Annotated in this window: 25 protein-coding genes and 1 tRNA gene; 17 read left to right on the top strand and 9 right to left on the bottom strand. The window is 60.7% G+C overall.

The features are described 5' to 3' along the window. Positions 1 to 7: 7 nt before the first annotated feature. Entirely contained in the window at positions 8 to 886 is an 879-nt protein-coding gene (locus tag AD663_RS27225; RefSeq protein ID WP_003186991.1) for a LysR family transcriptional regulator, read from the bottom strand. A gap of 107 nt (positions 887 to 993) precedes the next feature. On the opposite strand from AD663_RS27225, the gene AD663_RS27220 reads away from it, so the two are divergent. Further along, positions 994 to 1,995, top strand: a complete 1,002-nt coding sequence (locus AD663_RS27220; protein ID WP_033046351.1) for a zinc-dependent alcohol dehydrogenase family protein — start codon at positions 994 to 996, stop codon at positions 1,993 to 1,995. A 158-nt stretch (positions 1,996 to 2,153) separates the two neighbouring features. On the opposite strand, the gene AD663_RS27215 is transcribed toward AD663_RS27220, so the two are convergent. After that, on the bottom strand, positions 2,154 to 2,741 hold the full coding sequence (locus tag AD663_RS27215) for a hypothetical protein (protein WP_003186988.1): 588 nt from the start codon (positions 2,739 to 2,741) through the stop codon (positions 2,154 to 2,156). A 16-nt stretch (positions 2,742 to 2,757) separates the two neighbouring features. Then, positions 2,758 to 3,321: a hypothetical protein gene (locus tag AD663_RS27210; RefSeq protein ID WP_371261254.1), complete on the bottom strand. Its 564-nt coding sequence runs from the start codon at positions 3,319 to 3,321 to the stop codon at positions 2,758 to 2,760. 236 nt (positions 3,322 to 3,557) lie between these two features. Between AD663_RS27210 and AD663_RS27205 the strand changes: the two genes are divergently transcribed. The 5 genes from AD663_RS27205 (at position 3,558) to AD663_RS27185 (ending at position 7,987) form a co-directional block, all read left to right on the top strand. Next, on the top strand, positions 3,558 to 5,234 hold the full coding sequence (locus tag AD663_RS27205; protein ID WP_053214862.1) for a VWA domain-containing protein: 1,677 nt from the start codon (positions 3,558 to 3,560) through the stop codon (positions 5,232 to 5,234). Between the two features lie 170 nt (positions 5,235 to 5,404). Continuing rightward, positions 5,405 to 5,977: an RNA polymerase sigma factor gene (locus AD663_RS27200; protein WP_003186983.1), complete on the top strand. Its 573-nt coding sequence runs from the start codon at positions 5,405 to 5,407 to the stop codon at positions 5,975 to 5,977. Next, positions 5,974 to 6,591 (top strand): hypothetical protein, encoded by a 618-nt coding sequence (locus tag AD663_RS27195; RefSeq protein ID WP_053214861.1) that lies wholly within the window; start codon positions 5,974 to 5,976, stop codon positions 6,589 to 6,591. The genes AD663_RS27200 and AD663_RS27195 overlap by 4 nt, the downstream gene beginning before the upstream one ends. Positions 6,592 to 6,726: 135 nt before the next feature. Next, positions 6,727 to 7,461, top strand: coding sequence for a hypothetical protein (locus AD663_RS27190; protein ID WP_003186980.1), 735 nt, complete (start codon positions 6,727 to 6,729; stop codon positions 7,459 to 7,461). Between the two features lies 1 nt (position 7,462). Further along, positions 7,463 to 7,987, top strand: coding sequence for a PIN domain-containing protein (locus AD663_RS27185; protein WP_033046350.1), 525 nt, complete (start codon positions 7,463 to 7,465; stop codon positions 7,985 to 7,987). A gap of 94 nt (positions 7,988 to 8,081) precedes the next feature. Here AD663_RS27185 and AD663_RS27180 read toward each other — a convergent pair. Beyond that, positions 8,082 to 8,158, bottom strand: a tRNA-Arg gene (locus tag AD663_RS27180). Between the two features lie 349 nt (positions 8,159 to 8,507). Here AD663_RS27180 and gabD point away from each other — a divergent pair. The 3 genes from gabD to AD663_RS27165 all read left to right on the top strand — a co-directional run bounded on the left by gabD (position 8,508) and on the right by AD663_RS27165 (position 12,758). Further along, complete coding sequence (gabD, locus tag AD663_RS27175) at positions 8,508 to 9,950, top strand: NADP-dependent succinate-semialdehyde dehydrogenase (RefSeq protein ID WP_003186978.1); 1,443 nt, start codon at positions 8,508 to 8,510, stop codon at positions 9,948 to 9,950. A 172-nt stretch (positions 9,951 to 10,122) separates the two neighbouring features. Continuing rightward, positions 10,123 to 11,400, top strand: a complete 1,278-nt coding sequence (gene gabT / locus AD663_RS27170; protein WP_003186977.1) for a 4-aminobutyrate--2-oxoglutarate transaminase — start codon at positions 10,123 to 10,125, stop codon at positions 11,398 to 11,400. Positions 11,401 to 11,540: 140 nt separating this feature from the next. Further along, on the top strand, positions 11,541 to 12,758 hold the full coding sequence (locus AD663_RS27165) for an HDOD domain-containing protein (protein ID WP_003186975.1): 1,218 nt from the start codon (positions 11,541 to 11,543) through the stop codon (positions 12,756 to 12,758). A 130-nt stretch (positions 12,759 to 12,888) separates the two neighbouring features. Here the strand turns inward: AD663_RS27165 and AD663_RS27160 are convergent, their stop codons facing one another. Beyond that, the gene (locus tag AD663_RS27160) at positions 12,889 to 13,878 is read right to left on the bottom strand and encodes a sensor domain-containing diguanylate cyclase (protein WP_003186973.1); all 990 of its coding nucleotides are present in this window, start codon (positions 13,876 to 13,878) and stop codon (positions 12,889 to 12,891) included. 320 nt (positions 13,879 to 14,198) lie between these two features. Next, positions 14,199 to 15,383, bottom strand: a complete 1,185-nt coding sequence (gene desA, locus AD663_RS27155; protein ID WP_003186972.1) for a delta-9 fatty acid desaturase DesA — start codon at positions 15,381 to 15,383, stop codon at positions 14,199 to 14,201. Positions 15,384 to 15,529: 146 nt separating this feature from the next. Between desA and dibA the strand changes: the two genes are divergently transcribed. Next, on the top strand, positions 15,530 to 17,431 hold the full coding sequence (dibA, locus tag AD663_RS27150; RefSeq protein WP_003186971.1) for a phosphodiesterase DibA: 1,902 nt from the start codon (positions 15,530 to 15,532) through the stop codon (positions 17,429 to 17,431). 158 nt (positions 17,432 to 17,589) lie between these two features. Here the strand turns inward: dibA and AD663_RS27145 are convergent, their stop codons facing one another. Further along, positions 17,590 to 17,973 (bottom strand): DUF6124 family protein, encoded by a 384-nt coding sequence (locus tag AD663_RS27145; RefSeq protein WP_003186969.1) that lies wholly within the window; start codon positions 17,971 to 17,973, stop codon positions 17,590 to 17,592. Positions 17,974 to 18,458: 485 nt separating this feature from the next. Between AD663_RS27145 and oscA the strand changes: the two genes are divergently transcribed. The 5 genes from oscA to AD663_RS27120 all read left to right on the top strand — a co-directional run bounded on the left by oscA (position 18,459) and on the right by AD663_RS27120 (position 22,712). Further along, positions 18,459 to 18,641 carry a sulfur starvation response protein OscA gene (oscA, locus tag AD663_RS27140; RefSeq protein WP_003186967.1) on the top strand — a complete coding sequence of 61 codons (183 nt, stop codon included), beginning with the start codon at positions 18,459 to 18,461 and terminating at the stop codon, positions 18,639 to 18,641. Between the two features lie 130 nt (positions 18,642 to 18,771). Beyond that, on the top strand, positions 18,772 to 19,785 hold the full coding sequence (locus AD663_RS27135) for a sulfate ABC transporter substrate-binding protein (RefSeq protein WP_053214860.1): 1,014 nt from the start codon (positions 18,772 to 18,774) through the stop codon (positions 19,783 to 19,785). Between the two features lie 230 nt (positions 19,786 to 20,015). Then, positions 20,016 to 20,834: a sulfate ABC transporter permease subunit CysT gene (cysT, locus tag AD663_RS27130; RefSeq protein WP_003186964.1), complete on the top strand. Its 819-nt coding sequence runs from the start codon at positions 20,016 to 20,018 to the stop codon at positions 20,832 to 20,834. A gap of 12 nt (positions 20,835 to 20,846) precedes the next feature. Then, complete coding sequence (cysW, locus tag AD663_RS27125) at positions 20,847 to 21,719, top strand: sulfate ABC transporter permease subunit CysW (RefSeq protein ID WP_003186963.1); 873 nt, start codon at positions 20,847 to 20,849, stop codon at positions 21,717 to 21,719. A gap of 3 nt (positions 21,720 to 21,722) precedes the next feature. After that, the gene (locus AD663_RS27120; RefSeq protein ID WP_003186962.1) at positions 21,723 to 22,712 is read left to right on the top strand and encodes a sulfate/molybdate ABC transporter ATP-binding protein; all 990 of its coding nucleotides are present in this window, start codon (positions 21,723 to 21,725) and stop codon (positions 22,710 to 22,712) included. 102 nt (positions 22,713 to 22,814) lie between these two features. On the opposite strand, the gene AD663_RS27115 is transcribed toward AD663_RS27120, so the two are convergent. Next, positions 22,815 to 23,339 (bottom strand): DUF962 domain-containing protein, encoded by a 525-nt coding sequence (locus tag AD663_RS27115; RefSeq protein ID WP_003186961.1) that lies wholly within the window; start codon positions 23,337 to 23,339, stop codon positions 22,815 to 22,817. Positions 23,340 to 23,426: 87 nt separating this feature from the next. Between AD663_RS27115 and AD663_RS27110 the strand changes: the two genes are divergently transcribed. Then, positions 23,427 to 24,113 (top strand): Crp/Fnr family transcriptional regulator, encoded by a 687-nt coding sequence (locus AD663_RS27110; RefSeq protein ID WP_003186960.1) that lies wholly within the window; start codon positions 23,427 to 23,429, stop codon positions 24,111 to 24,113. Positions 24,114 to 24,225: 112 nt separating this feature from the next. Here AD663_RS27110 and AD663_RS27105 read toward each other — a convergent pair whose 3' ends face one another. Further along, positions 24,226 to 25,230 carry an AraC family transcriptional regulator gene (locus AD663_RS27105; protein ID WP_003186958.1) on the bottom strand — a complete coding sequence of 335 codons (1,005 nt, stop codon included), beginning with the start codon at positions 25,228 to 25,230 and terminating at the stop codon, positions 24,226 to 24,228. Between the two features lie 100 nt (positions 25,231 to 25,330). Between AD663_RS27105 and AD663_RS27100 the strand changes: the two genes are divergently transcribed. Next, complete coding sequence (locus AD663_RS27100; RefSeq protein WP_003186957.1) at positions 25,331 to 26,404, top strand: fatty acid desaturase; 1,074 nt, start codon at positions 25,331 to 25,333, stop codon at positions 26,402 to 26,404. Positions 26,405 to 26,495 lie beyond the last annotated feature (91 nt).

The following is a 26,495-nucleotide window of genomic DNA, read 5'->3' as shown; positions in this document are numbered from 1 at the left end:
TCGGGCTTTAAAGCCGCTCCCGCAGAAAATCCACAAACGCGCGGGTTCGTGCCGAGCGGCGGCGGTCGTGGCTGAATACCGCGCTGATGGGCAGCGGCATTGGCTGGTAGTCGGCAAGCAGTTCCGACACGGTTCCCTGGCGAATGTCGGCGGCGAACAACCACTGGGGGGAAAGCGAAACACCCAGCCCCGATAGCACCATTTCCCGGATGGCCTCGCTGCTGTTGCTGGTTATGTTGCCCCCAATCGTCACGCTGTGCTGTTTGCCATCCTGGTCGAATCGCCAGACGTCGTAGTGTTCCAGCAGCGTGAAAGCCAAGCAGTTATGGCGGGCCAGGTCGGCGGGTTCGAGGGGCGTGCCCTGCTGTTGCAGATACGCGGGGGAGGCGTAGACGCGGCGTGGGCTGTCGCCGAGTGACACGGCCACCAGCCCTTCGCTCTTCACCACGCCGATGCGAATGGCGAGGTCGATGTTTTCCTTGAGCACATCCTCGTTTTGATCGCTCAGCCTCAGGTCGATACGCACCTGCGGATGACGCGCCAGGAACTCGCCGACCAAAGGTGCGATGCACAGCCTCCCGAAACTTACCGGCGCCGCCACGCGCAGGGGCCCGGCGATCTGTTCCTGCCCGTTGGCGAAACTGAGTCGGGCGCTGTCCAGGCTGGCGAGTATTTCCTTGCTCTCGATGTAGAAGCGCTGGCCCTGGTCGGTCAGCGAGAGCTGGCGGGTGCTGCGGGCAAGCAACGCTCCGCCCAGATACTGTTCCAACGCGCGGATCTGTTTGCTCACCGCTGGTTGGCCCAGGTTCAGCTCCCTGGCGACGGCCGAGAACGAGCCGCGCTCCACCACCCGCACGAACATTTGCATTGCCTCGAACAGATCCATAAGGATTTGGCCTCTTCGTGGAATAAATTCTATTCATTGTTGCTTACTTATCGGAATGCAACGGCGACCGCAATATGAACTCACCCACTCATTGGAGGTTCACCGTCATGAACAACACCATGCTCGCCGCCGTTGCCGAAACCGCCCAAGCCCCTCTGGCCGTTCGCCACATGCCTCGCCCCGTGCCCGGCAAGGGGCAGGTATCGATCAAGGTTCATGCTGTAGGTATCAACCCGCTGGACACCAAGATCGCGATGGGCGGCGGTGCTCATGCCCGCCAGCCATTGCCCGCCGTACTGGGCATCGACCTGGCCGGCACAGTGATCGAGCTGGGGGAAGGTGTGAACGATTTCGCCCTTGGCGATGAGGTATTCGGGATGGCTGGCGGAATCGGCGGCGTCCAAGGTGCCCTGGCTGAATACATCGTCGTCGATGCCCGCCTGATTGCGCTCAAGCCCCAGGCATTGAGCATGCGTGAAGCGGCGGCGTTGCCACTGGTCTTCATCACCGCTTGGGAAGGGTTGGTTGACCGTGCCAATGTCCGGGAGGGCCAGCAAGTGTTGATCCACGGCGGCGCGGGCGGTGTCGGCCAAATGGCCGTGCAAATCGCCAAGGCCCGTGGCGCCGAGGTCTACGCCACCGGCTCGGCCAGCAGTCTGGACTTCATTCGCGAACTGGGCGCAACCCCCATCGACTACCGCACCCAGGATGTCGAAAGCTATGTACGCCTGCATACCGATGGCGAGGGCTTCGACATCGTCTACGACACCGTCGGTGGACCGACCCTGGATGCATCGTTCAACGCGGTGAAAACCTACACCGGCCATGTGCTCAGTTGCCTCGGCTGGGGGCAACACAGTCTGGCGCCGCTGTCGTTTCGAGGAGCGAGCTATTCCGGAGTGTTCACCTTGATGCCGCTGCTGACCGGCAAGGGGCGCGAGCACCACGGCCACATTTTGCGGGAGGCAGCGGCGTTGGTCGAAGCCGGAGCGTTGCGGATCAAGGTCGATCCAGCCCGGTTTGGCCTGGGCGATGTCAATGAGGCCTTTGCGCAGGTAGCCGAGGGGCGGGGGAAAGGCAAAACAGTGGTGGAAATTGAGGCTCAGTAAAGCCCGGCCGCAATACGCTCCAAGATTGGAATGACCCCGTGGCGAGGGAGCTTGCTCCCGCTGGGCTGCGCAGCAGACCCCATTTATATGAGTGCTTCGCACTCAATCGGGAGCAAGGTCCCTCGCCACGATGCCTGCGCCGTTGCGGGAGCAATCGGTTACAGCAACTGCCGCTGTACCGCCTCATCCAGCGTACTGCGCGTCAGCGCCTGCACTACGTCGCGGGTGTCCTGCTGGAACGGAATGCCAAAGATCAGCACCAAGTGCATCCAGGTGCGAACCGATTCACTCTTCTGCACGCGCCCCAGCTCCTTGCCATCCTTGTCCTTGAACACCGTTTCGAGGGTAAAGGTGTTCTCGCTCGTGGACGGGATCACGAAGAAGGTCGCCCCGGTGATGATGGCCGAGGCCATGCTGAACTGTTCGTTGTTGCGCAGGGTGGCTTCGGCGTAGATATCCGAGTCGACCTTGGCGGTGCTGACTCGGGCGAAGCGTCCGGAGTCGCGGAAGGTCTCAAGCACCGACGTTTCCCACGCGGTGGCCTGGGCGCCCGAGGCGGCAACGGCTGGGCCACTGTTGACCTGGTTCTGTGCGGTCGTGCGCAGGAAGGCGCTGGGTTTTGCCGTGGGTGCGGCGGCGACCGGCGGCCAGGTCTTCACGTCGGGCAATTCATGTTGCGAATAGGACACGCAACCGGTCAGCAGGACGGCGGCAAGCACCAGGCTGTGTTTGATGAAACCCATCATGTGTTGCTCCTGAAAATTATTGTTTCGCCAAGCGCGCGGTAGCGTTGTCCAGAAGTTGCGCCACCAGCTGATTCAGTTCCTTGGCGCCCATGGTCGGGGCCCAATATTCGCGGCCGTACAGGCCTACGTTGCGCTCGAGCTTGATCTCTTCCTTGGCTGCGGCCAGTTCTTTGCCGTCACGGTCGACGATGGTCAGGTTCCCGGCGACGTCGTAGCTGTCGACATTGATAGGGCCGTTTACCCAGATCCAGAGAGTCAGTGTCAGCAGTGCGCCAGGCACATAGCCTGGATGCACGCCGCGATGGCCTTTGAGCGAGGTCATGTTGAACTTCAACAGCACGTCGTTCTCGCCCAGACGGGTCGGGTACTCGGTGACCTGCTTGAAGTAACCGCCGGTCTGCACGTACTGATTGAGCTGGGCCGTCAGCGAACGGCTGATGGCCGTGCGATTGGCATCGTTGACATCAGGTGCGGTCACGGCGACATCGGCGATTTGGGCGGTGCGCGGGCTGCTGACGGGAGCCGGGTGCTGCGGTGCGCCCACTGGGCCGGTGACGGTGTAGGACACGCAACCGGTCATCGACAGAGTGGCGACGAAGGCGGTGGCCTTGAGGAATGTTTTGAACACGGAATGTCCTTATAGGATTGATGGCACTTTAGTGTCTCGACCTCGGTGGCGGTAACTTGAGGCAAAAAAGTGGGTAGTCAGCGCCTTGCCTGATCCCTTCGCAAAAATATTCTCTGAGGGTTAACCCGAACGCCGGACAGGGTACGTCTGAGCTTGTGTACGAATCATTCATTCACGAGGTTCAGCCCATGTTCCGTCCACTCCCCTTTATGCGTCCTGCTGCCCAGGGCTTCGCCGTGACTTTGCTAGTGGCGCTGGCCGGTTGTGGAATGTCTTCGTCCCGGGACGCTGCCGAGCCGTCCGAACCGTTGGCGGTGGCGCCCAGCGTCGTGCCGCAAGGCGAGATTGCCGAAGTGCGCCAGTCGACGACCAAGCGCATGCTCCTGAAGCCGGCCGCGATGCCCGCCCCTGGCGTGGCGAACGATGCTGTTGCGGCGAACGACCGTGCCGAATCGCGCGAGCTATACGACAAGCTGGCGGACAACCCCATCCATAGCGTTGCCGAAACGCCGGTTTCCACCTTCAGCGCAGATGTCGATACCGGCAGCTATGCCAACGTGCGCCGTTTCCTCATTCAAGGCAGCCTGCCGCCCGAAGGGGCTGTGAGGCTGGAGGAAATGGTCAATTACTTTTCGTACAACTACGCCCTACCTACTGACGGCTCGCCCTTTGGCGTGACCACCGAGCTGGCCCCGACGCCGTGGAACCCCCACACCCGCTTGTTGCGCATAGGCATCAAGGCGAGCGACCGCGCCGTGGCGGACCTGGCCCCGGCCAACCTGGTATTCCTGGTGGACGTTTCCGGCTCCATGGACCGCCGCGAAGGCCTGCCACTGGTAAAGAGCACGCTGAAACTGCTGGTGGACCAATTGCGCGATCAGGACCGCGTATCCCTGGTGGTTTATGCCGGCGAATCCCGGGTGGTGCTCAAGCCCACTTCGGGCCGTGACAAGGTGAAGATCCGCAACGCCATCGACCAACTCGATGCCGGAGGCTCCACCGCTGGGGCGTCGGGTATCGAATTGGCTTATCAGATGGCCCGGGAGAGCTTTATCGACAAAGGCATCAACCGCATCCTGCTGGCCACCGACGGCGACTTCAACGTCGGCACCAGTGATTTCGACAGCCTCAAGCAGATGGCGGTGGACCAGCGCAAAAGCGGCGTATCCCTGACGACGCTGGGCTTCGGCGTGGATAACTACAACGAACACCTGATGGAGCAACTGGCCGATGCCGGTAACGGCAACTATGCCTACATCGACAACCTGCTCGAAGCGCGCAAGGTCTTGGTGGACCAGCTCAGCTCTACTCTGGCAACGGTGGCGCAGGACGTGAAATTGCAGGTGGAATTCAACCACGCACAGGTCAGCGAGTATCGTCTGTTGGGTTACGAGAACCGCGCGCTCAAGCGTGAGGATTTCAACAACGACAAGGTCGATGCGGGCGAAATCGGCGCCGGGCATACGGTGACGGCGTTGTATGAAATTGTCCCTGCGGGCGAGAAGGGCTGGTTGGAGCCGCTGCGCTACGCCAGCACGCCGAAGCAGGACGGCAAGGCGGGGGAATTGGCGATGTTGCGCGTACGCTACAAGCCCGCTGAAGGCGGCAGCAGCCGATTGATCGAACATCCTATCGCCAGCACGCAGGACGAAGGCAAGACCAGCGATGACTTGCGCTTCTCGGCTGCCGTGGCGGCTTTCGCCCAGCAGCTCAAGGGCGATGGGCGTTACACTGGCTCGATGAGTTTGAAGGACACCGCGCAATTGGCACGCTCGGCCCGCGGTGATGATCCGTTCGGGTTGCGGGCCGAGTTTGTGCAGTTGGTTGAGCTTGCCCAGAGTCTTCAGCCTGCGGCTAAACGCTGATTCTGACCACGACGAGGATAAAAATATGGGAGCTGGCTTGCCTGCGAAGGCGATGTGTCAGGTAGGAAAGTTTCGTCTGACACGCCGCCTTCGCGAGCAAGCCCGGCTCCCACAGAATCCTTTGCAATCGGCAAGACCGTGTTCAACATCGAAAGGAGCTCGTCACCGACATGCCCGCTGCGCTTGATCCTCCCAGCGATGAATCGCTGCTGGCCCGCTACCGCAACGGTGACGGGGCTTCTTTCGAAGTCCTGTACGCCCGTCATCGGCTGGGGCTTTATCGTTTTCTCGTGGCCTTGAGCAACAAGGCCGAGCTGGCCGAGGAAGTCTTCCAAGAAACCTGGCTTAGCCTGATCCGCAGCGCCAGCCAGCCACAAGGCCGAGCGAGTTTTCGTACCTGGTTGTTCCAGATTGCCCGCAACCGCTTGATCGACCATTGGCGCAAGCACGGCGTCCACAACCCGTTGCACGACAGTTACGATGAGCGCCTTCACGTCCAGCCCGACGACAGCGCCAGCCCCGAGCAGCAGTTGAGCCTGAGCCGCGATCAGGCTCGCTTGGACGCTGCGTTGCAGGTCTTGCCCGAGGATCAGCGCGAAGTCTTCCTGCTGCGCCTGCATGGCGACCTGGAGTTGCCGCAAATCGCCGCCCTGACCGGCGCCCCGCTGGAGACGGTCAAGAGCCGCTTGCGTTACGCCCAACAGAAATTGCATCGACTGTTGGCCGAGGAGGTACCCGCATGATCGATTCCCAACACACCCCGGACCCCAACGACGAATTGCTGGTCGAGCATTTCCGCCAACACGCCAGCGGCGAGCCGCCAGCCTCCTTGGACGCTTTCATTCTGGCCGCTGCCCACCGCGAAGCCCCGGCGCCCGTGCCAAGCTTGTGGCAGCGCTGGCTCCAGGCCTGCCAACGGCCGCGCTGGCAGATGGCATTCGCCACGGTCGCCGGTGTGGCGCTGATGATTGGCCTGGTGCTGCGCTCACCCGTGCCCCAAGAGAAGCTGTCCTCACCCGCCTCGATGGATTTTTCCGCCGAGCGGCAAGAGCCCGCCGTTGCCGCTGCACCGCCACCGGCCATGCCCGCCCCTGCACCGACCACCCGCATGGCACCCCAAGGCGAACTGGCCCGGGCCCCGGCAAGCCCGATGCAGTCCCTGGCGGAGAAGTCAGCGGCAAAAATGAGCAAATCCGCGCCCGCCGCACCGCCATCGCTTGAGCAGGGCTTGATGGAAATCCTGCGTTTGCGTGAGGCGGAGCAGACCAAGGCTGCTGACGAAAAGCTGCTTATCCTGCACCAGCGCTTCCCCAAAGAGGACTTGCCGGCGCGGTTGGAAGCGTTGCAAAAACGTTGATCGAACCAACGCAAAATAGAAACTTCGGGCATAAAGGTTGGGTATTGGAACGCCACTGATCCAAAGGCTGGAAAATCACTGGCCAGGCGGTGACATTCGGGAGTGGCGTTACAAATGCGGGCATAGCAGGATTACATGAGCGCAACTATACTCGCCAGCATGAAAAAGCTGATGCTCGAACTCGACGGAACCGACCCAAGCAAGCTCTCTATGGCTCGCTTGACGGATTATCTGTGCGAGCTCGCAGAGCTTTTCGGCTCGCAAGATAATGTTCATTTCGACTCTGTCACCGAAGGTTGTGTTTGCCTGAATACTTGGGTGGAAGACGACAAGTACCCACACGTCCTGAACAGAGTGCGTGAAGCCGCTCAAGGAGTTGGTCCCAAGCGCGCAAGGAAGGCGTACCTGCAACTCTCTGCGTTAATGGAGCAAGATCGAGTGGACGGTGTCTTGCAAGCCGCAGATGCGAACATTCTCCAATTCCCCAAAGCAAAGACTGCTCCTCCTCCCATGGTCGTCATCAAGCAAGGGAGCGTTCAGGGGCGGTTGTATGTCGTTGGCGGAAAGGACGAGACGGTTCCTGTTCGGCTTGAGGGTGCTGGTGGCGAAACTCTTCTTTGTGAAGCCGATACGGCATTGGCTGAGCAATTGGGCAAGCTCTTGTTCAAGTATGTTCGCGTTCATGGAAAGGGTGAGTGGGAAAGTCGACCGCATGGTGGCTGGCGGCTGAGAAAAATGTTCATTCAGTCTTACGAGAGGCTTGAAAAAACCTCTTTGCGTAGTGCGGTTACCCAGCTCAAGGAATTGGGTGGTATCGCTTGGAGCGAGATGGATGATCCCCATGGAACGATTCAGAACCTAAGGGGATGAGGTGCGCATAGTTCTCGATACCAACGTTCTCGTCCAAGCCTTGGGAAACGCAAAGGACGGAATCGTTTTGGTTGATCCGGCCACTGGACATAACGTTGATAGGGCGGAGGCTAGGGCTGAGGCCCTAATCGAAATGGTCGACGCAAGAGGTGGGACGGTGCTGATACCAACACCTGCATTGGCTGAATATCTAGTGGGTATTGATCGGAATTTCCACCAGAGCCATCTGGATGTCATAAACGGCTTTTCGTGTTTTGAAATCATATCGTTCGATCAGATTGCTGCGGTCGAATGTGCTCGTATGGTAGATGACAACGAGCTGAAGGTGCTTGACCCGACAGCAACGAAAGCCAAGTTACGTTTTGATCGCCAGATAATTGCGACCGCCCTTGCAACCAACGCTGATGAGGTCTGGACTCATGACGTGGGTCTTTACTCCAAAGCTCAGAAATGCGGACTTGTGGTGAAGTCCTTAGGAGATATTGAGCCGGCTCCTGAACAACTCGAGGCCGATCTCGACCACTGAGTGTCTGCCGGAGGCGGACAAGTTCCTATGAAATAAACAGTTCCATAAAAAAAGCCCCAATCCGTGAGGACTGGGGCTTTTGATTTTCCATGTGTGGTGCACCAGGCGGGATTCGAACCCACGACCCCTGCCTTCGGAGGGCAGTACTCTATCCAGCTGAGCTACTGGTGCAATGCGGGCGCCATGATACTCATATGCATGGCGGGCGTCCATGCTGCTGATTTGCCGTTGTTTTCCAGGCGTTGCGCGGGTATCGGCTACGCTGATCAGAAAAAACGGGCAAATGGGGCTTTTTTGTTCTTTTTTTCGAACAGCCTATTGTCCTTCACCCCTATCGGCCCTAGGATTCGTTTGAGATTTCAAACGCTCTTGTCTGGGTGCTGAACCGCACGTCTGTGCTTATGTGCGTTATTTCTGTGCTTCAGCCCGGTGAATGATTTCCCTGACGGCAGCCCTCGAGGCGCCTTTCTACAACTCTAATTCGCTCCGCGCGCGCGCGGTGCTGTTAAGGAAAGCCGACATGCAGCTTAAAGACACCCAGTTGTTCCGCCAGCAAGCCTTTATCGATGGCGCTTGGGTCGATGCGGACAATGGTCAGACGATCAAGGTCACCAACCCGGCCACGGGCGAAGTATTGGGCACGGTACCGAAAATGGGCGCTGCCGAAACCCGCCGGGCGATTGAAGCCGCCGACAAGGCGTTGCCGGCCTGGCGTGCGCTGACCGCCAAGGAGCGCGCCAACAAGCTGCGCCGCTGGTACGAATTGCTGATCGAAAACCAGGACGACCTCGGTCGCCTGATGACGCTGGAACAGGGCAAGCCGCTGGCCGAAGCCAAGGGCGAAATCGTTTATGCGGCGTCGTTCATCGAATGGTTCGCTGAGGAAGCCAAGCGCATCTACGGCGATGTGATCCCCGGCCACCAGCCCGACAAGCGCCTGATCGTGATCAAGCAGCCGATCGGCGTGACCGCGGCCATTACCCCATGGAACTTCCCGGCCGCGATGATCACCCGCAAGGCCGGTCCGGCCTTGGCTGCCGGCTGCACCATGGTCATCAAGCCTGCATCGCAAACCCCATTCTCGGCCCTGGCCTTGGTGGAATTGGCGCACCGTGCCGGCATTCCGCAAGGCGTACTGAGCGTAGTCACCGGCAGCGCCGGCGACATCGGTGGAGAGCTGACCAGTAACCCGATCGTGCGCAAACTGTCTTTCACCGGCTCGACCGAAATCGGTCGCCAACTGATGGCCGAATGCGCCAAGGACATCAAGAAGGTCTCCCTGGAACTGGGCGGCAACGCGCCGTTCATCGTGTTCGACGACGCAGACCTGGATAAGGCCGTCGAAGGCGCGATCATTTCCAAATACCGCAACAATGGCCAGACCTGCGTCTGCGCCAACCGTCTGTACATCCAGGATTCGGTGTACGACGCGTTCGCTGAAAAACTCAAGGCCGCAGTGGCCAAGCTCAAGATCGGCAACGGTCTGGATGACGGCACCACCACCGGTCCCCTGATCGATGAGAAAGCGGTCGCCAAGGTGCAGGAACACATCGCGGATGCCGTCAGCAAAGGCGCAACCATCCTGTCGGGCGGCAAGGCGATGGAAGGCAACTTCTTCGAACCGACCATCCTGACCAACGTGCCGAAGAACGCTGCCGTGGCGAAGGAAGAAACCTTCGGCCCGCTGGCGCCGCTGTTCCGCTTCAAAGACGAAGCCGAAGTGATCGCGATGTCCAACGACACCGAGTTCGGCCTGGCCTCGTACTTTTATGCCCGCGACCTGGGCCGTGTGTTCCGTGTGGCCGAGGCCCTGGAATACGGCATGGTCGGCGTCAACACCGGTTTGATCTCCAACGAAGTCGCGCCGTTTGGCGGTATCAAGGCGTCGGGCCTGGGCCGTGAAGGCTCCAAGTACGGCATCGAGGACTACCTGGAAATCAAATACCTCTGCCTGGGTATCTGATTGGCTTCAAGCGCAAAGGGCACGAGAGCGCTGTCCCTTTGCGTGTTTCAACCGTTCTGTTTCTTGTGGCCGGAACGCTGCGACAGTCGATCATCGCATGCTGTCGCAGTTGCCTCCCCGCCATGTATTCCTTGCGCCACGCCGCCCTGAGCTGCGAATGAGGACCTATTTGATGAGCAAGACCAACGCTTCCCTGATGAAACGCCGCGAAGCCGCCGTACCCCGCGGTGTCGGCCAGATCCACCCGATCTTTGCCGAATCGGCGAAGAACGCCACGGTAACCGACGTTGAAGGTCGTGAATTCATCGACTTCGCCGGCGGCATCGCCGTGCTGAACACCGGCCACGTGCACCCGAAAATCATCGCTGCCGTGACCGAACAGCTGAACAAGCTGACCCACACCTGCTTCCAAGTCCTGGCCTACGAGCCCTACGTGGAACTGTGCGAAAAAATCAACGCCAAGGTACCAGGTGACTTCGCCAAGAAAACCCTGCTGGTAACCACCGGTTCCGAAGCGGTGGAAAACGCCGTGAAGATCGCCCGCGCCGCTACGGGCCGTGCCGGTGTAATCGCCTTTACAGGTGCCTATCACGGTCGCACCATGATGACCCTGGGCCTGACCGGTAAAGTCGTGCCGTACTCGGCCGGCATGGGCCTGATGCCCGGCGGTATCTTCCGTGCGCTGTACCCGAACGAACTGCACGGCGTGAGCATCGACGATTCCATTGCCAGCATTGAACGCATCTTCAAGAACGACGCCGAACCGCGTGACATCGCGGCAATCATCATCGAGCCGGTACAGGGCGAGGGTGGTTTCTATGTGGCGCCCAAGGAATTCATGAAGCGCCTTCGCGCCCTGTGCGACCAGCACGGCATCTTGCTGATCGCTGACGAAGTACAGACCGGCGCCGGCCGTACCGGCACGTTCTTCGCCATGGAGCAGATGGGCGTTGCGGCGGACCTGACCACCTTCGCCAAATCCATCGCCGGCGGCTTCCCGTTGGCCGGTGTCTGCGGCAAGGCTGAATACATGGATGCCATTGCTCCGGGTGGCCTGGGCGGCACCTACGCGGGCAGCCCGATCGCTTGCGCGGCTGCGCTGGCGGTGATGGAAGTGTTCGAAGAAGAGCATCTGCTGGATCGCTGCAAGGCTGTAGGCGAGCGCTTGGTGACTGGCCTCAAGGCCATCCAGAAAAAGTACCCGGTCATCGGTGAAGTTCGAGCCCTGGGCGCGATGATTGCCGTCGAACTGTTCGAAAACGGTGACTCCCACAAGCCGAACGCCGCAGCAGTGGCCCAGGTCGTGGCCAAGGCTCGCGACAAGGGTCTGATCCTGCTGTCCTGCGGCACCTACGGCAACGTTCTGCGGGTGCTGGTGCCGCTGACCTCGCCGGACGAGCAACTGGACAAGGGCCTGGCGATTATCGAAGAGTGCTTCTCCGAGCTCTAAGCCCCTGGGCTGTGCGCTGATCCACAAAAACCCGCCTTTTGGCGGGTTTTTTCATATTCGCGAAGCTGCCCTGCGGATTTCGAGCTGTCTGGAACGGCCGGCAAGGTCTAAGGTGCAAGTATCGCAAGGGAGTGTCCTGCATGGCTGCTGTGGATTTACCCGCTGTACCCCGCGTGTTGATCGCCGAGGCCGATCCGGCGTCCTGTGAGCTGCTTGAGCAGGTGTTGTCGATTGTGCGTTGTGATGCCCGGGTGGATACGTGCGGCGAGGGCAAGCAGGCTTTGGATTTGCTGGCAAACAACCCTTACGACCTGGTGATCGCCGATTGGGAACTGCCAGGTGTCGATGGCCTGGCGATCCTGCGCGGCCTTCGCCAGCAGCATCGCACCCCACCGATGCCGTTCATCCTGATGAGCCGGCGCAACGACAGCGCCAGTGTGCGCGAAATCTTGCCGCTGGCACCGACCGCATATTTGACCAAGCCCCTGAGCCGGGAAAACCTGATCCAGCGTTTGCAGGGGTTGTTATTGGGTGGCGGTGAGCGAGCGTCTAACGAAGCGCCGAGCCCGGGACCGGGCCTGACCTTGGCCACGTTCCTGGAGCGGCGGCGCGATGTCTCCGAAGGCGCGCCGTTGATGACCGACGTGCAAATTGCCGTCAAACGCAGCCTCAACCCCGGCGGCCTGGACCTGAAGCTGCTGGAAGAAGAGATCCGCACCGACCCGCAAATCACCGCCGTCCTGATCGCAGCGGCCAGCAGTGCTGCCCAGCATCAGGGCGGCGGCGCTGTCCAGACCGTGGCCCAGGCGCTGCATCAGCTCGGTACAGGGCAAAGCATGAACCTGATCCTCGGCCTGACCCTCAAACGTTGCGCTCGGCTCAGCGTCCCGAGCCTGGCGGACTATGCCGAGCGCTATTGGGAACTGTCGCTGCACACCGCCGAATATGCCCGGACGATGGCCCGGCTGCTGGATCTGGAGCAAGAGCGCTGCTATTGCGCCGGCCTGCTGCATCGCTTGGGCGACCTGGCGCTGTTGCGCTGCCTGGAGGAATGGAAACAGGCCGGTGGCGAACTGGATGAGCCGCAGGAGGTGGGGGATTCGCTGGACAAGTTCGGCGCCAGTTTCGGCTCGGCGTTACGTGCCCGCTGGCGCCTGCCGTTGGAGCTGCGAGAATTGATCGCGGCGGTCTATGGCCTTGGCGGCGGGGTTTATTCCCGTGAAGCGCTGGTCATGAACATGGCGGCGCAGATGGCGCATCTGCCGGCCCATGAAGGGCTGGAAGAACTGGCCCGTGGTCGCACGGCACGTCTGCTGAAGATCGGCTTGCCGGAGCTGATGCGGTTGCGCCGCAAGTAAGGGCACCGCCTACCTCTGTGGAGCGGGTTTGCTCGCGAATCGGCATATCAGTCGACATCTGCTTCACTGGGAAACCGCATTCGCGAGCAAGCCCGCTTGTCACAGTCAATCTATGACGGGGATCTTTCTTTCAAGCGGCGATTATGCGGTTTTTACCCTGGCGCTTGGCTTCGTACATGGCGGCGTCGGCGCGGGCGAACAAGCTGTCGAGGCTTTGGTCCTCGGCGGTGATGCTGGTCAAGCCCTGGCTGACGGTGATGCCGAAGCTCTTCTCGCCGCAGCGAAACATCAGACGCTGGATTTCCCGCTGCAACCGCTCGGCCACTTGCAAGGCCATGTCTGGGGCACAGCCGGGGAATACGGCGGCGAATTCCTCACCACCGATGCGCCCGAACAGATCGCCGCGCCTGAGCACCGACCGTCCGCTTTCGGCGATCTTCTGCAACACGGTGTCGCCTTCCTGGTGACCGTAGGTGTCGTTGATCAGCTTGAAATCATCGATGTCCAGCAACAGGAACGCCATGGGAATCCCTTGTAGCCGAGCCTGTTCGAACTCGCGGTGGGCGCATTCGAAAAAATGGCGGCGATTGCTGCTTTGGGTCAGCACATCGGTGGTTGCCAGTCGCTGCAGTTCGCTTTCCAGCAGCTTCTTTTCGGTGATGTCCTCGGCGATCCCGACCACGATGACCGGTTGCCCCGGCTCGTCCTTGCGGTTGATGAAGCATTTATCGCTCAGCCAGCGAACTTGGCCATCGGCGGCAATGATGCGGTACTCACGGTCCTCGACGGCGCCTTTGACCAGCACTTCGGCCAGGCTTCGTTCGGCGTATTCCAGGTCGTCGGGATAGATTGCGTCGCGCCATTCGTTGAAGTCCGCCAGCACCAGCCCGGCGGGGCGACCGAAGATGCGCTCGTAGGCGGGGCTGACATAGAGCACTTGCCGGGTTTCCCAATTGAACGCCCAAAGCACGGCGTTGACGCTGACCAGCAACGAGCTGAACAGCTGCTCACGCTCGCTCAGGCGCGCCACTTCGCCTTGGGCGTGCATCAACGCCATGAGCGTCTGGGCCGCCTCGGGCCAATGAGGTAGGGATGAATCCTGCAGGTTCTTGTCGACCATCGGCACAAATCTCAAAGAGCGTGCACAGCTGTTGGTTCGCACGCGCTTACTCCAAAGCCCGCCTGGATGGCGAAGTGCTCTTTGAGATAAGGGATTCGGGGCGAAGTTCCTTTTCAGGCGACGAAGGGCGGGGGATTTAGCCAGTCCAAAACTGAAGGTTGAACCCCGTGGCGAGGGAGCTTGCTCCCGCTGGGCTGCGAAGCAGCCCCAGGACAAATCCGATGGATCCTGAGGCTCTGGGCCAGCGGGTTGAAGGCTGCTGGGCAGCCTGGCGGGAGCACGCGCCCTCGCCACAAAAGCCCTTCTACGGCGTTGCCCTGTCAGGCAGTGGCGGGCCGCAGCGAGTAGGTCTTGAGCTGGTCAGCGAAATCGCGCAGGGACTGGATGCCACTGGCTTCGGCTTCGTGGACCCATTCCTTGATGGCGGCGAGCATGTCGTGACCATTGCTGCTGGTCTTGACCCAGATCTGCTGCAGGGCCAGGCGTTTTTCGTAGATCACCTTCAGCGCCTGGCTGTGTTCGAGCATGTTCTGGATGCGTACATGGTGGCGGTCATCCAGCAGGCTGGTTTCCCGCGACAGCAGGCGTTTGGCACGGTGGAACTGGTGGCGTACCGAGTGATCGACCTTTTCCAGTTCCTGCTTGACCAGCGGCGCGATAACCAGCCGACGGTACTGCGCCATGATCTGGAAGCGGTTGTTGAGAATCGCCATGGCCGTGTCCATGTCCAGGTGGCCCTTGCCTTCGACCCGGTGGGCAATCGGCGCGACCCGCTGGACCTTGGCCAGGCGCAGGAAGCTGAACACCTGGATCCAGGCCCACCCCAGGTCGAATTCCCATTTGCGAACCGACAGCTTGGCCGAGTTGGGGTAGGTGTGGTGGTTGTTATGCAGTTCTTCGCCACCGATCAGGATGCCCCACGGCACCAGATTGGTCGCCGCGTCACGGCATTCGAAGTTGCGATAGCCCACCGCATGGCCCAACCCATTGACCACGCCAGCGGCCCAAACCGGAATCCACATCATCTGGATGGCCCAGATGGTGATGCCGATGGTGCCGAACAGCAGCAGGTCGATGACGCCCATGATCGCTACGCCCAGCAGCGGGAAGCGGCTGTAGAGGTTGCGCTCGATCCAGTCATCGGGGCAGTTCTTGCCGTAGATGCGCAGGGTTTCCGGGTTTTCCGCCTCGGCGCGATACAGTTCGGCGCCCTTGCGCAACACGGTGGACAAGCCCTTGATGACCGGGCTGTGGGGATCGTCGACGGTTTCGCATTTGGCGTGGTGCTTGCGGTGGATGGCGGTCCATTCGCGGGTGTTCTGTGCCGTGGTCAGCCACAACCAGAAACGGAAGAAATGCTTGAGGCCGGCGTTGAGCTCCAGGGAGCGATGAGCCGAATAACGGTGCAGGTAGACCGTGACGCCAATGATCGTGACATGGGTCATCAGCAGGGTGACTGCCACCAGCGACCAGGGTGACAAGCCAAGAAAACCTTCGTACCACATAGGCTGTAGGGCCCTCGATAAAGATGAAAACTGCCGTTGCATTATCACCGGCCCGACAGATAAAACCAGTCGGCCTTTCAGATAAGAGTGCCTGGATGTTTCTTCCTCTATAATTCCCCCCAATGGGTAAGGACATGGACGACCGAATGACTGTTCATCACCGCAATGCCATGCGTGCAGCGTTGCTTTATCTGGGGCTGTCAGTCGTCTGGTTACAGCTTGTTGGTTATTTATCGAGCAGTTTCTTCGATCAATCTGCCGACCGGCTTCGCTGGCTGCTGATCAACGGTTACGCCTGGGTCCTGATCAGCGCCTTGCTGATCTTCCTGGCACGCAAGGCCAGGTTTTTCGTCAGGGGCGATCACGGTGCCGATCGCGAGCGCCTGCGCCAGGCCGCCGCCGTTTTCGATTGCACCCGCGAAGGCGTATTGGTGACGGACCGCGACGGCCTGATCGTGCACGTCAACCGCGCCTTCATGACGATCACCGGCTATGGGCGGGACGAAGTGCTGGGCCAGCGACCCAACCTGTTCAAGTCCGGCCGACACGGGGCGCAATTCTACCGGGACATGTTCGCGTCGCTGGGCAGCCGTGGCGAATGGAGCGGTGAGATCTGGAACCGGCGCAAAAGCGGTGAGATCTTCCCTCAATGGCAGACGATCCGCGTCATTCGCGATGACAGCGGTCAGGTCAGCCAGTACGTTGCCGTGTTTTCCGATATCAGCGCCATCAAGGACTCCGAGCATGAACTGGCGCACCTGGCCCATCACGACCCCTTGACCGGCTTGCCCAACCGCCTGCTGTTTTCTGACCGCGCCGAACAAGCCCTGGCTTCTGCGCAGTTGCACAAGCGCGGCTGCGCGTTGCTGCTGGTGGACCTCGATCATTTCAAAAATATTAATGACAGCCTGGGCCACAACGTAGGCGACGAATTGCTCAAAGGCGTGGCCGAACGGTTTCGCGGGCTGTTCGCGCCGGGCATCACCCTGGCTCGGCTGGGAGGCGACGAATTCGCGGTGCTGGTGGAAAACTGCTCGCAGCCTGGGCAGGCGGCGGCACTGGCCCGGCGTATCCTCGATGCGTTGCAAGAGCCGCTGCGCTTCGACGGTCGCGCATTGTTCATCAATGCCAGCGTCGGTATCAGCCTGTTTCCTGGCGATGCCCTTAACGCCGGGCAACTGCTGCGCAATGCCGATTCGGCGTTGTTCAAGGCCAAGAGCGCCGGGCGCGACGGCTATGCCCTGTACACCGAAGAACTGACTGCTCACGCTCAGCAGCGGGTCGAGATCGCCACCGAACTGCGCCGTGCCCTCGAACAGCAGGAGCTGCGGGTGCACTACCAACCGGTCCACGACTTGGCGACCAGCCGCCTGATCGGTGTCGAGGCGCTAGTGCGCTGGCAGCATCCCACGCGAGGGCTGGTGTCGCCGGCGGAGTTCATTCCCATCGCCGAGCGTACCGGTCTGATTGCCCAAGTCGATGCCTGGGTCATGGACCAGGCCTGTCGGCAGATGTGCTTGTGGCAACAGACAGGCGTGGTGTTGTCGTTCGTCGCCGTCAACGTATCGAGCCGGTTGTTTGCCCATCGAGAGCTGTACGAACAGGTTGCCAAGGTGTTGCACGACACGGGCCTGGCCCCGGCTTGCCTGGAGCTGGAAGTCACCGAAAGTGCGGTAATGGAAGACCCGGAAGTGGCGCTGGAACAGATGCACCGCCTGCGCGAGTTGGGTGTGCGCCTGGCCATCGACGATTTCGGCACGGGCTATTCGTCGCTGTTGCGGCTTAAGCGCTTGCCAGTGCAGAAGCTCAAGATCGATCAGGGGTTTGTTGCTGGGTTGCCGTGGGATGAGGACGACGCGGCGATTGTCCGGGTGATTATCGCCCTGGCCCGGAGCATGGGTATGCAAGTGCATGCCGAAGGCATTGAACAGCGCGAACAGGCGGCATTTTTACTGGAACAGGCTTGTGAGTTGGGGCAGGGCTACTGGTTTGGCCGGCCGGTGGCGGCGGCGCAGTTGGATTGGGACTGCGCGCCAGTCATTGCTTGATCGTCAGTGGCATTGATGTTGACTGACACTCTGCCTTCGCGAGCAAGCTCGCTCCCACAGTGGATTAGCGTTGAACTTGGGATTCGGTTCGACACAGAACCCTGTGGGAGCGAGCTTGCTCGCGATGGCGCCGGTTCAGCCTGCATCAATGCAAAGCGCTACACCTTGGCGCCAGGCGTCACCGTCTCCTTTGTCTCCAGATGATCCAACGCCCGCTCGACCAACAACTGCACCCCATCGGCCATGCGACTGATCGCCAGGGCTACGCGGCGGCGTGATTCGTCGACGTCGTCGGCCAGGTCGGCGGCGATGATGCTGATGGATAGCAGGTCTTCGGAGGCGTTGGCGAGCAGGGTTTCGGTGTCTATGTGGGGGGACACGATAAAGAGCTGGTTTTTGTCGGGCTCTGGCGGTGAGGCGGGCTTGGGGTTGAGGTAGTAGTCGAGGGCGCGGGTGGCGGCGTCATCGAGCTTTTTTTCTTCCTGCGCTTGGACACGGGATTTGTGGCCGTTTTGCGGCGGATTAGGAGTTACTTTGAACATAGTGAAGATCCTGAGAGTTGGGACCGACACCCCTCGATTGCACTTCGAAAAAAGGTGGCAGCTGTACGTAGGTGTGCAAGACCGGTCTCAGGAACCCGGCAGACCCGAAGGTCTCCCACGCGCAGCCGCCATAACGATCGGCGAGCATAGAAAAATGCTCGACGAATAGCCATAACCGAATGCACCTGAGATCGGACTTGCACGTCCGCGTCATCGTTTTTTGCGATGACGAACAAAGGTTAACGGTGCAAAACCAGTGTGCCTAGTTCATGAACAGCCCGGCGTCTTGAAGGAAATATCCGAGGAATTGGCAAGGAAAAGCCCAGCGTTAGCACCTTCCGTAGGACTTTGTTCCGCTACCGCTGATTTAGTTATATAAAAATTCTTAAATAGTCTTTTTAAGAATATCCCGCTTTATCTAGTATTGCTCCCACGCCGCAAGCAGTGCCGCCCACTGCCAGGCATTCATTCAAAGGAGCAGCAGCATGAGCGCATCCCTACGTAGCGTTGACGGCCAGGACGAAGCAACCATCTTGCGCGAGATCCAGAGCGCATTGCGCGATCTGCGCTTTGGGGCCGTGGAAATCACCGTGCACAACGCGCAGGTGGTCCAGATCGAACGCAAGGAAAAATTCCGACTGCAGCAACCGAGCCATAAGCCGTCTTGAAAACTCAATAGATCGCAGTCTTCGGCAGCGCCTAAGGGGAGCTTGGTTTAGGCGCTGCCGAAGGCTGCGATGTTTTCAGGGCACACGATTTCGAAGCCATACTAAAAACAGAATTCCAGGAGCTTTCACCATGTCGTCAATTCGCCGTTATGCCTTGGCCGCCTTGGCCAGCGCTGTTTTTGCAGGTTCGGCTGTCGCCAAGGATTACGAGCTGCTCAACGTGTCCTACGACCCGACCCGCGAGCTGTATCAGGATTACAACGCCGAATTCGCCAGCTTCTGGAAGAAAGCGCATCCGGACGACAGCGTGAAAATCCAACAGTCCCACGGTGGTTCGGGCAAGCAAGGCCGAGCAGTGATCGACGGTCTGCGGGCCGACGTGGTAACCCTGGCCCTGGCCGGTGACATCGATGAAATCGCCAAGCTGGGCAAATCCTTGCCGGCGGATTGGCAGACACGCCTGCCAGATGCCAGCACGCCTTACACCTCCACCATCGTGTTCCTGGTACGCAAGGGCAACCCCAAGGGCATCAAGGATTGGGGCGACCTGATCAAGAATGACGTGTCGGTCATCACCCCCAACCCGAAAACCTCCGGTGGCGCTCGCTGGAACTTCCTCGCGGCCTGGGCCTATGGCCTGAAGGCCAACGGTGGTGACGAAGCCAAGGCCAAGGAATACGTACAAGCGCTGTTCAAGCACGTGCCGATCCTCGACACCGGTGCCCGTGGCTCGACCATTACCTTCGTCAACAACGGTCAGGGTGACGTGCTGCTGGCCTGGGAAAACGAAGCCTTCCTGGCGCTGAAGGAAGACGGTGGCGCCGACAAGTTCGACATCGTCGTGCCGTCGCTGTCGATCCTCGCTGAACCGCCGGTGGCGGTGGTGGACAAGAATGCCGAGAAAAAGGGTAACGCCGAGATCGCCGAAGCCTACCTCAAGCACCTGTACAGCCCGGCCGGCCAGGAAATCGCCGCGAAGAACTTCTATCGTCCTCGTGACAAGGACGTGGCTGCCAAATACTCCCGGCAGTTCCCGAAACTGGACTTGGTGACCATCGACAAGGACTTCGGTGGCTGGAAAGCCGCCCAGCCGAAATTCTTCAATGATGGCGGCGTGTTCGACCAGATCTATCAGGCGCAGTAAGCTGGACAGGCCATAAAATGGGCTCTGACTGCTGTTGCAATGTTGTTTACTCAAGGCTTGAAGGATTCTTTGTGGCGAGGGAGCTTGCTCCCGCTTGAGTGCGAAGCGCTCACAAAAACGGGGCTGCTACGCAGCCCAGCGGGAGCAAGCTCCCTCGCCACGGATTCACTCGCCAGCGAATCACATTGCAATGACCGTCGGGGCTTTGCTGTTCTCAACCAAGGACTTCTATGTCGCGTCGCATATCCCCCGTCATACCCGGCTTCGGGCTGACGCTGGGCTACACCCTGGTGTACCTCAGTCTGATTGTGCTCATCCCCCTGGCGGCGATGTTCGTGCATGCCGCCCAACTCACCTGGGAACAGTTCTGGGCGATCATCTCGGCACCCAGGGTGCTGGCGGCCCTGAAGCTCAGTTTCGGCACCGCGCTGTACGCCGCAGTCATCAACGGCGTGATCGGCACGCTGCTGGCCTGGGTGCTGGTGCGGTACACCTTCCCCGGGCGCAAGATCATCGACGCGATGATCGACCTGCCCTTCGCGCTGCCCACCGCCGTGGCCGGCATCGCCCTGACGGCGTTGTATGCGCCGACCGGCCTGGTGGGCCAGTTCGCCACCGACCTGGGCTTCAAGATTGCCTACACGCCGCTGGGCATCACCCTGGCGCTGACCTTCGTGACGCTGCCGTTCGTGGTGCGCACGGTGCAGCCAGTATTGGCTGATATTCCCCGTGAGGTCGAAGAGGCTGCCGCCTGCCTCGGCGCCAAGCCTTGGCAAGTGTTTCGCCACATCCTCGTGCCAGCCCTGCTACCGGCCTGGCTGACCGGCTTCGCCCTGGCGTTTGCCCGAGGTGTGGGCGAGTACGGCTCGGTGATTTTCATCGCTGGCAACATGCCGATGAAAACCGAAATCCTGCCGCTGCTGATCATGGTCAAGCTCGACCAATACGATTACACCGGCGCCACTTCCATTGGCGTGCTGATGCTGGTGGTTTCCTTCGTCCTGTTGCTGCTGATCAACTTGCTGCAGCGGCGCATCGAAACCCCATAAGGAGGCGCGAACATGTCCCAATCGTCTATTTCCGCAGCCTCCGCCAGCAACGCCGCCCGCCGTGGCAGTGCGACGTCGCGGCGCGTGCTGATCGGCCTCGGCTGGCTGGTTTTTGCGTTGTTTTTGCTGTTGCCGCTGTTCATCGTGGTGTCCCAGGGGCTGAAGTCCGGGCTGGGCGCATTCTTCACTGCGATCTTCGAACCCGACGCCCTGTCGGCGCTCAAGCTCACGGTGATCGCCGTGCTGATCTCGGTGCCGTTGAACCTGGTGTTCGGTGTCAGCGCCGCGTGGTGCGTGAGCAAGTATTCATTCCGTGGCAAGAGCATGCTGGTAACGCTGATCGACCTGCCGTTCTCGGTGTCGCCGGTCATTGCCGGCCTGGTCTACGTGCTGATGTTTGGCGCCCAGGGCCTGTTCGGGCCGTGGCTGTCGGATCACGACATCCAGATTGTGTTTGCGCTGCCGGGCATCGTCCTGGCGACGATTTTCGTGACTGTGCCGTTCGTGGCCCGGGAACTGATCCCGCTGATGCAGGAGCAGGGTACCCAGGAAGAAGAGGCGGCGCGCCTGTTGGGCGCCAATGGCTGGCAGATGTTCTGGCATGTCACCGTGCCGAACATCAAGTGGGGCCTGATCTACGGTGTGGTGCTGTGTACCGCCCGGGCCATGGGTGAGTTCGGCGCCGTGTCGGTGGTGTCCGGGCACATCCGCGGAGTCACCAACACTCTGCCGCTGCACGTCGAGATCCTCTACAACGAATACAACCACGTGGCCGCGTTCGCCGTGGCGAGCCTGTTGCTGATCCTGGCGCTCTTCATCCTGCTGCTCAAGCAGTGGAGCGAAAACCGAATCAACCGCCTGCGCGCCAGCGCCGCGGAGGAATAAGTCATGTCGATCGAAGTCCGTAACGTCAGTAAGAATTTCAATGCCTTCAGGGCCCTGGACGACATCAGCCTGGACATCCAGAGCGGCGAGCTGGTGGCGCTGCTGGGCCCGTCGGGCTGCGGCAAGACCACCTTGCTGCGGATCATCGCCGGCCTCGAAACCCCGGACCAGGGCAACATCGTGTTCCACGGCGAGGACGTGTCCGGCCACGACGTGCGCGATCGCAACGTAGGTTTTGTGTTCCAGCACTACGCCTTGTTCCGCCATATGACGGTGTTCGACAACGTCGCCTTCGGCTTGCGCATGAAGCCCAAGAACCAGCGCCCGAACGAAAGCCAGATCGCGACCAAGGTTCACGAACTGCTGAACATGGTGCAACTGGATTGGCTCGCCGACCGTTACCCGGAGCAGTTGTCCGGCGGCCAGCGCCAGCGTATCGCCCTGGCTCGCGCACTGGCGGTAGAGCCCAAGGTACTGCTGCTCGACGAACCCTTCGGCGCCCTCGACGCCAAGGTTCGCAAGGAACTGCGCCGCTGGCTGGCGCGGCTGCACGAAGACATCAACCTGACGTCGGTGTTCGTGACCCACGACCAGGAAGAAGCCATGGAAGTCGCCGACCGGATCGTGGTGATGAACAAAGGCGTGATCGAGCAGATCGGCTCTCCGGGCGACGTTTACGAGAACCCGGCCAGCGATTTTGTCTATCACTTCCTCGGCGACTCGAACCGCCTGCACTTGGGCGAGGATCGGCACGTGCTGTTCCGCCCCCATGAAGTTTCACTGTCACGTTCGGAGCTGGAAGATCACCACGCTGCCGAAGTGCGGGACATTCGTCCGCTGGGCGCCACCACTCGGGTGACCCTGAAGGTAGAAGGCCAGAGCGAGCTGATCGAAGCTGAAGTGGTCAAGGATCACGACAGCCTGGTGGGCCTGGCGAAGGGCGAGACGTTGTTCTTCAAGCCGAAGGTCTGGCAGAAGGTTTCCAACCTGTAAAAGCATCGCGAGCAAGCTCGCTCCCACAGGAGATTGGGGTTAAACCTGATCTTTCCGGTCGCCTAGGCCCCCACAGAGGGGGCTGCTGGCGTTGCGTTGTGTTCAGGCCGCCGAGCGTTGGTTGCGCAGGGCCACCGGTCCCGCGCGTTCTTCAATGACGCGCTTGAGTTCGCCGCGAAGCCCCAACAGAAACCCCGCCTCGACCACCACAAACAGCGGCCCGACGATCAGGCCGGTAAGGTCATCGACGAACGCCGGTTTGCGACCTTCGTAATAGTGACCGACAAACTGGATCACCCAACCCACCACAAACATGCCCAGGCCACTGCCCAGCCAAACCGCCGTGCTTTGCGCCGCCAGTGTCTGGCCCAGCCAGACCGCCAGGCCCAGCAGTACCGTCATCAGCACACCCAGGCGCACTTCCAGGCGCAGATAGAACCAGGCACTGGCCACGGCGACCAGCAGCGCTGGCGACACCAGGAGCGCGCCCACCGGCCAGCCCGGCCGTGAGAGCAGTACGGCGACAGCGACGAAGATCAGCGGAATGCCGATGAAATGGCTGGCGATATTGCGTGGATCACGGTGGTACGCGGCGTATTGACTGAGATGATCGACGAGGCTTTTCATTGTTGTTCCTCCTGAGGTGATGCCTGCATGATGCCCAGGTTCTACACGGTGTTCTGTCAGCTAGCCGACATTTGTCCCGGAGTTTCCATGAATGCGCATCCCTGGCACTCGCACCTGACGGCCGGCCACTGGTACAGCCATTTGCCTGTTGAGTTACAGAATAGTCTGCTGGCGATGGCGCGGGTGCGCCGCCTGCCGCCGGGTCATCGGCTGTTCCAGCGCGGCGACCCTCCCTGCGGCATGTACGCCGTGCTGGAAGGCGCGGTACGAGTCGGTTCGGTGAACGAACAGGGCAAGGAGGCGCTGCTGAGCGTGGTGGAAGCTCCCCACTGGTTCGGCGAAATTTGCCTGTTCGATGGCCAGCCGCGTACCCACGATGCGGTGGCGGTGGGCCAATGTACGCTGCTGCACGTGCCACAGCTGCCGTTGCTGACATTGCTGGAAGAACAACCGCTTTACTGGCGGCATCTTGCGTTGCTCATGAGCCAAAAACTGCGCCTGACCTTCATCAACCTCGAACACCTGAGCCTGATGCCCGCCCCGGCACGCGTGGCCCACCGCTTGCTCCAGATCGCCGAAGGCTACGGCGAAATCGAACCGGCACGCCGCAGCTTGCAACTGCCCCAGGAGCAGCTGGCGCTGATGCTCTCGCTGTCGCGCCAGACCACCAACCAGATCCTCAAGGAGCTGCAGGCCCAGGGCATTCTCCACCTTGGTTATGGCGAGATCGAAATCCTGGATATCGAGCGGCTGCGAACCTTGACCACAATCTGAAACCGACCTGAACCCTGTGGGAGCGAGTGTTGCCGCAGATAGCGCGGTCACACCGCTCCCAATGTGGGAGCGAGCTTGCTCGCGAAGAGGCCCGCATAGCCGCCGCAGGTCCTTAACCCAACCCATCCCGAAACTGCCCCGGGGTCATTCCGGTCCAGCGCTTGAATGCGCGGCTGAAGCTGCTGGTATCGGCAAACCCCAGTAGATAACTGACTTCGCTCAGCGAGCATTGCGGGTCACGCAGGTGCAGCAGCGCGAGGTTTTCCCGGCATTCATTGAGCAGCGCGTCGAAGCGGCAGCCTTCGTCGGCGAGGTGCCGCTGCAGGCTGCGCAGGCTCAGGTGCATGGCTTGGGCGATGCGCTCGGCGCTGGGTTCGCCTTCGGGCAGTTGAGCCTCGATGGCGGCTCGTACCTTGCGCTCCCATGTCAGCGGTTGGAGCTGCGCGAGGGTGCGCTTGAGCACCGTTTCGTTGTGTTCGGCCAGCTCCGGGTTGGCGTCGTCCAAGTGACTGTCGAAATCCGTGAGGTCAAACTCCAGGCAGTCCTGCCCGGCGCTGAAATACACCGGCGAGCGGAACACTTTGTGCCAGGGGCTTGGGTCAGACGGTTCCGGGCGTCGCAGGTATACGGCCAGCGGTGCGTAGTCGCGACCCAGCCGGTTGCGACAGGTGCGCACGTAAATTGCCGCGAATGCATCGATGGCTTCGAAGGCCGGCGCCGGACGGCCCACAGGTACATCCAGGCTGAAGCGGTAGCGATCTTCGCCGCGGCTCAGTTGCAGCGTCAGCGCATCGCTGACCACCGGGTGGTAACGCACGATGCGTTCGAACACTTCGCGAAGGCTGCCGCTGGCGACCAAGGCATAACCCAGCGCGTGAAAGGTGGTGGGGCTGACGAAGCGCGACACCCGCAAGCCGATAGCCGCATCGCCACTGGCCTGCACCGCCAATGTCCACAGGCGCGTGGTGGCCGACAGCGGGTAGCGGGCGTTCGGGTCGTCCATCCACTGCGGATCGAGGCCGGCCTCGACGCACAGGGCATGGCTGTCCAGGCCCAGCGCATCGAGCTGTTTGCGCAGGGCGCGGGTCCAGCTGGCGAGGGAAGTCGGTTCAGTCATGACGATTGGCGCTTGCGGTCAACAGGTTGGCGTTTACGGCTACCACCCCATGGGACAACGCCCGGCAGGATGAGCACATCTCTAACAGAGGATGTAAGCCATGCACGGCACTTGCGCAAGCCCCGAGCGATTGAATGCACAACAGCGATCCGCCCATATTCGCCAAGTGGTATTGGCGCAAGGCGAAGAACTGCGCCAGCGCTATCCGATCTTGCGCCACCAGGATGCGCTGGGCGCGGGCATCCTGGCGTTCGCCCTGGCCGGGATGTTCGGTTCGGCATGGCTGTATATCAACGGTGACATGCCCGGGTGGGCGTGCCTGCTGCTCAACGCTTTTTTCGCGTCCCTGACCCACGAGCTGGAACACGACCTGATCCACAGTATGTATTTTCGCAAGCAACGCCTGCCCCACAACCTGATGATGGGCCTGGTCTGGCTGGCGCGGCCGAGCACCATCAATCCGTGGATCCGTCGCCATTTGCACCTCAACCATCACAAGGTGTCCGGCAGCGAAGCCGACATGGAGGAGCGAGCCATCACCAACGGCGAACCCTGGGGGCCGGCGCGGTTGCTGATGGTCGGCGACAACGTCATGTCCGCGTTCATTCGCCTGTTGCGGGCCAAGACCTGGGCCCACAAGCGCAGCATCCTCAAGCGCACGCTGAAGGTGTACTTCCCGCTGGCGCTGCTGCATTGGGGCGCCTGGTATGTGTTCCTCGGTTTCCACGGGGCGAACGGCGTCGCGAGCCTACTGGGTACGTCGATCGACTGGTCGGCGAGCACGCTGTCCATGATGCAGATGATCGATATCGCGGCGGTGGTGATCATCGGGCCGAATGTTTTACGCACCTTTTGCCTGCACTTCATCAGCTCGAACATGCATTACTACGGCGACATCGAGCCGGGCAATGTCATCCAGCAAACCCAGGTGCTCAACCCTTGGTGGTTGTGGCCGTTGCAGGCGTTCTGCTTCAACTTCGGCAGCAGCCACGGGATTCATCATTTCGTGGTGAAGGAGCCGTTCTATATTCGCCAATTGACGGTGCCGGTGGCGCACAAAGTGATGCGGGAGATGGGCGTGCGGTTCAATGATTTTGGCACCTTTGCCCGGGCGAATCGGTTCGTGCGCCAAGAAGAGAGGGTGCGCGATAGGGGGGATACGGTAAGGGGTTGAGAAAGCTGCTGGGGGACCCCTCGTCGACTTGTCCTACAAAATGCTCATTTTTTTTGGGGACTGGCCGACAGAGTGGTAAGCGTGCACCAAA

The sequence above is a fragment of the Pseudomonas sp. Q12-87 genome, from assembly GCF_001269755.1.
GTDB classification, from domain to species: domain Bacteria; phylum Pseudomonadota; class Gammaproteobacteria; order Pseudomonadales; family Pseudomonadaceae; genus Aquipseudomonas; species Aquipseudomonas fluorescens_S.
This window is presented reverse-complemented; position numbering and strand designations above follow the sequence as displayed.

Excerpts from the sequence above, each read along its gene's own strand:
- AD663_RS27220 (WP_033046351.1), top strand. The coding sequence starts at position 994 with ATGAACAACACCATGCTCGCCGCCGTTGCCGAAACCGCCCAAGCCCCT.
- AD663_RS27200 (WP_003186983.1), top strand. The coding sequence starts at position 5,405 with ATGCCCGCTGCGCTTGATCCTCCCAGCGATGAATCGCTGCTGGCCCGC.
- AD663_RS27205 (WP_053214862.1), top strand. The coding sequence starts at position 3,558 with ATGTTCCGTCCACTCCCCTTTATGCGTCCTGCTGCCCAGGGCTTCGCC.
- AD663_RS27115 (WP_003186961.1), bottom strand. The coding sequence starts at position 23,339 with ATGAAAAGCCTCGTCGATCATCTCAGTCAATACGCCGCGTACCACCGT.
- AD663_RS27195 (WP_053214861.1), top strand. The coding sequence starts at position 5,974 with ATGATCGATTCCCAACACACCCCGGACCCCAACGACGAATTGCTGGTC.
- AD663_RS27110 (WP_003186960.1), top strand. The coding sequence starts at position 23,427 with ATGAATGCGCATCCCTGGCACTCGCACCTGACGGCCGGCCACTGGTAC.
- AD663_RS27145 (WP_003186969.1), bottom strand. The coding sequence starts at position 17,973 with ATGTTCAAAGTAACTCCTAATCCGCCGCAAAACGGCCACAAATCCCGT.
- AD663_RS27100 (WP_003186957.1), top strand. The coding sequence starts at position 25,331 with ATGCACGGCACTTGCGCAAGCCCCGAGCGATTGAATGCACAACAGCGA.
- AD663_RS27135 (WP_053214860.1), top strand. The coding sequence starts at position 18,772 with ATGTCGTCAATTCGCCGTTATGCCTTGGCCGCCTTGGCCAGCGCTGTT.
- AD663_RS27120 (WP_003186962.1), top strand. The coding sequence starts at position 21,723 with ATGTCGATCGAAGTCCGTAACGTCAGTAAGAATTTCAATGCCTTCAGG.
- gabD (WP_003186978.1), top strand. The coding sequence starts at position 8,508 with ATGCAGCTTAAAGACACCCAGTTGTTCCGCCAGCAAGCCTTTATCGAT.
- AD663_RS27160 (WP_003186973.1), bottom strand. The coding sequence starts at position 13,878 with ATGGTCGACAAGAACCTGCAGGATTCATCCCTACCTCATTGGCCCGAG.
- cysW (WP_003186963.1), top strand. The coding sequence starts at position 20,847 with ATGTCCCAATCGTCTATTTCCGCAGCCTCCGCCAGCAACGCCGCCCGC.
- desA (WP_003186972.1), bottom strand. The coding sequence starts at position 15,383 with ATGTGGTACGAAGGTTTTCTTGGCTTGTCACCCTGGTCGCTGGTGGCA.
- AD663_RS27210 (WP_371261254.1), bottom strand. The coding sequence starts at position 3,321 with ATGACCGGTTGCGTGTCCTACACCGTCACCGGCCCAGTGGGCGCACCG.
- AD663_RS27105 (WP_003186958.1), bottom strand. The coding sequence starts at position 25,230 with ATGACTGAACCGACTTCCCTCGCCAGCTGGACCCGCGCCCTGCGCAAA.
- AD663_RS27225 (WP_003186991.1), bottom strand. The coding sequence starts at position 886 with ATGGATCTGTTCGAGGCAATGCAAATGTTCGTGCGGGTGGTGGAGCGC.
- oscA (WP_003186967.1), top strand. The coding sequence starts at position 18,459 with ATGAGCGCATCCCTACGTAGCGTTGACGGCCAGGACGAAGCAACCATC.
- gabT (WP_003186977.1), top strand. The coding sequence starts at position 10,123 with ATGAGCAAGACCAACGCTTCCCTGATGAAACGCCGCGAAGCCGCCGTA.
- cysT (WP_003186964.1), top strand. The coding sequence starts at position 20,016 with ATGTCGCGTCGCATATCCCCCGTCATACCCGGCTTCGGGCTGACGCTG.
- dibA (WP_003186971.1), top strand. The coding sequence starts at position 15,530 with ATGACTGTTCATCACCGCAATGCCATGCGTGCAGCGTTGCTTTATCTG.
- AD663_RS27165 (WP_003186975.1), top strand. The coding sequence starts at position 11,541 with ATGGCTGCTGTGGATTTACCCGCTGTACCCCGCGTGTTGATCGCCGAG.
- AD663_RS27215 (WP_003186988.1), bottom strand. The coding sequence starts at position 2,741 with ATGATGGGTTTCATCAAACACAGCCTGGTGCTTGCCGCCGTCCTGCTG.
- AD663_RS27190 (WP_003186980.1), top strand. The coding sequence starts at position 6,727 with ATGAGCGCAACTATACTCGCCAGCATGAAAAAGCTGATGCTCGAACTC.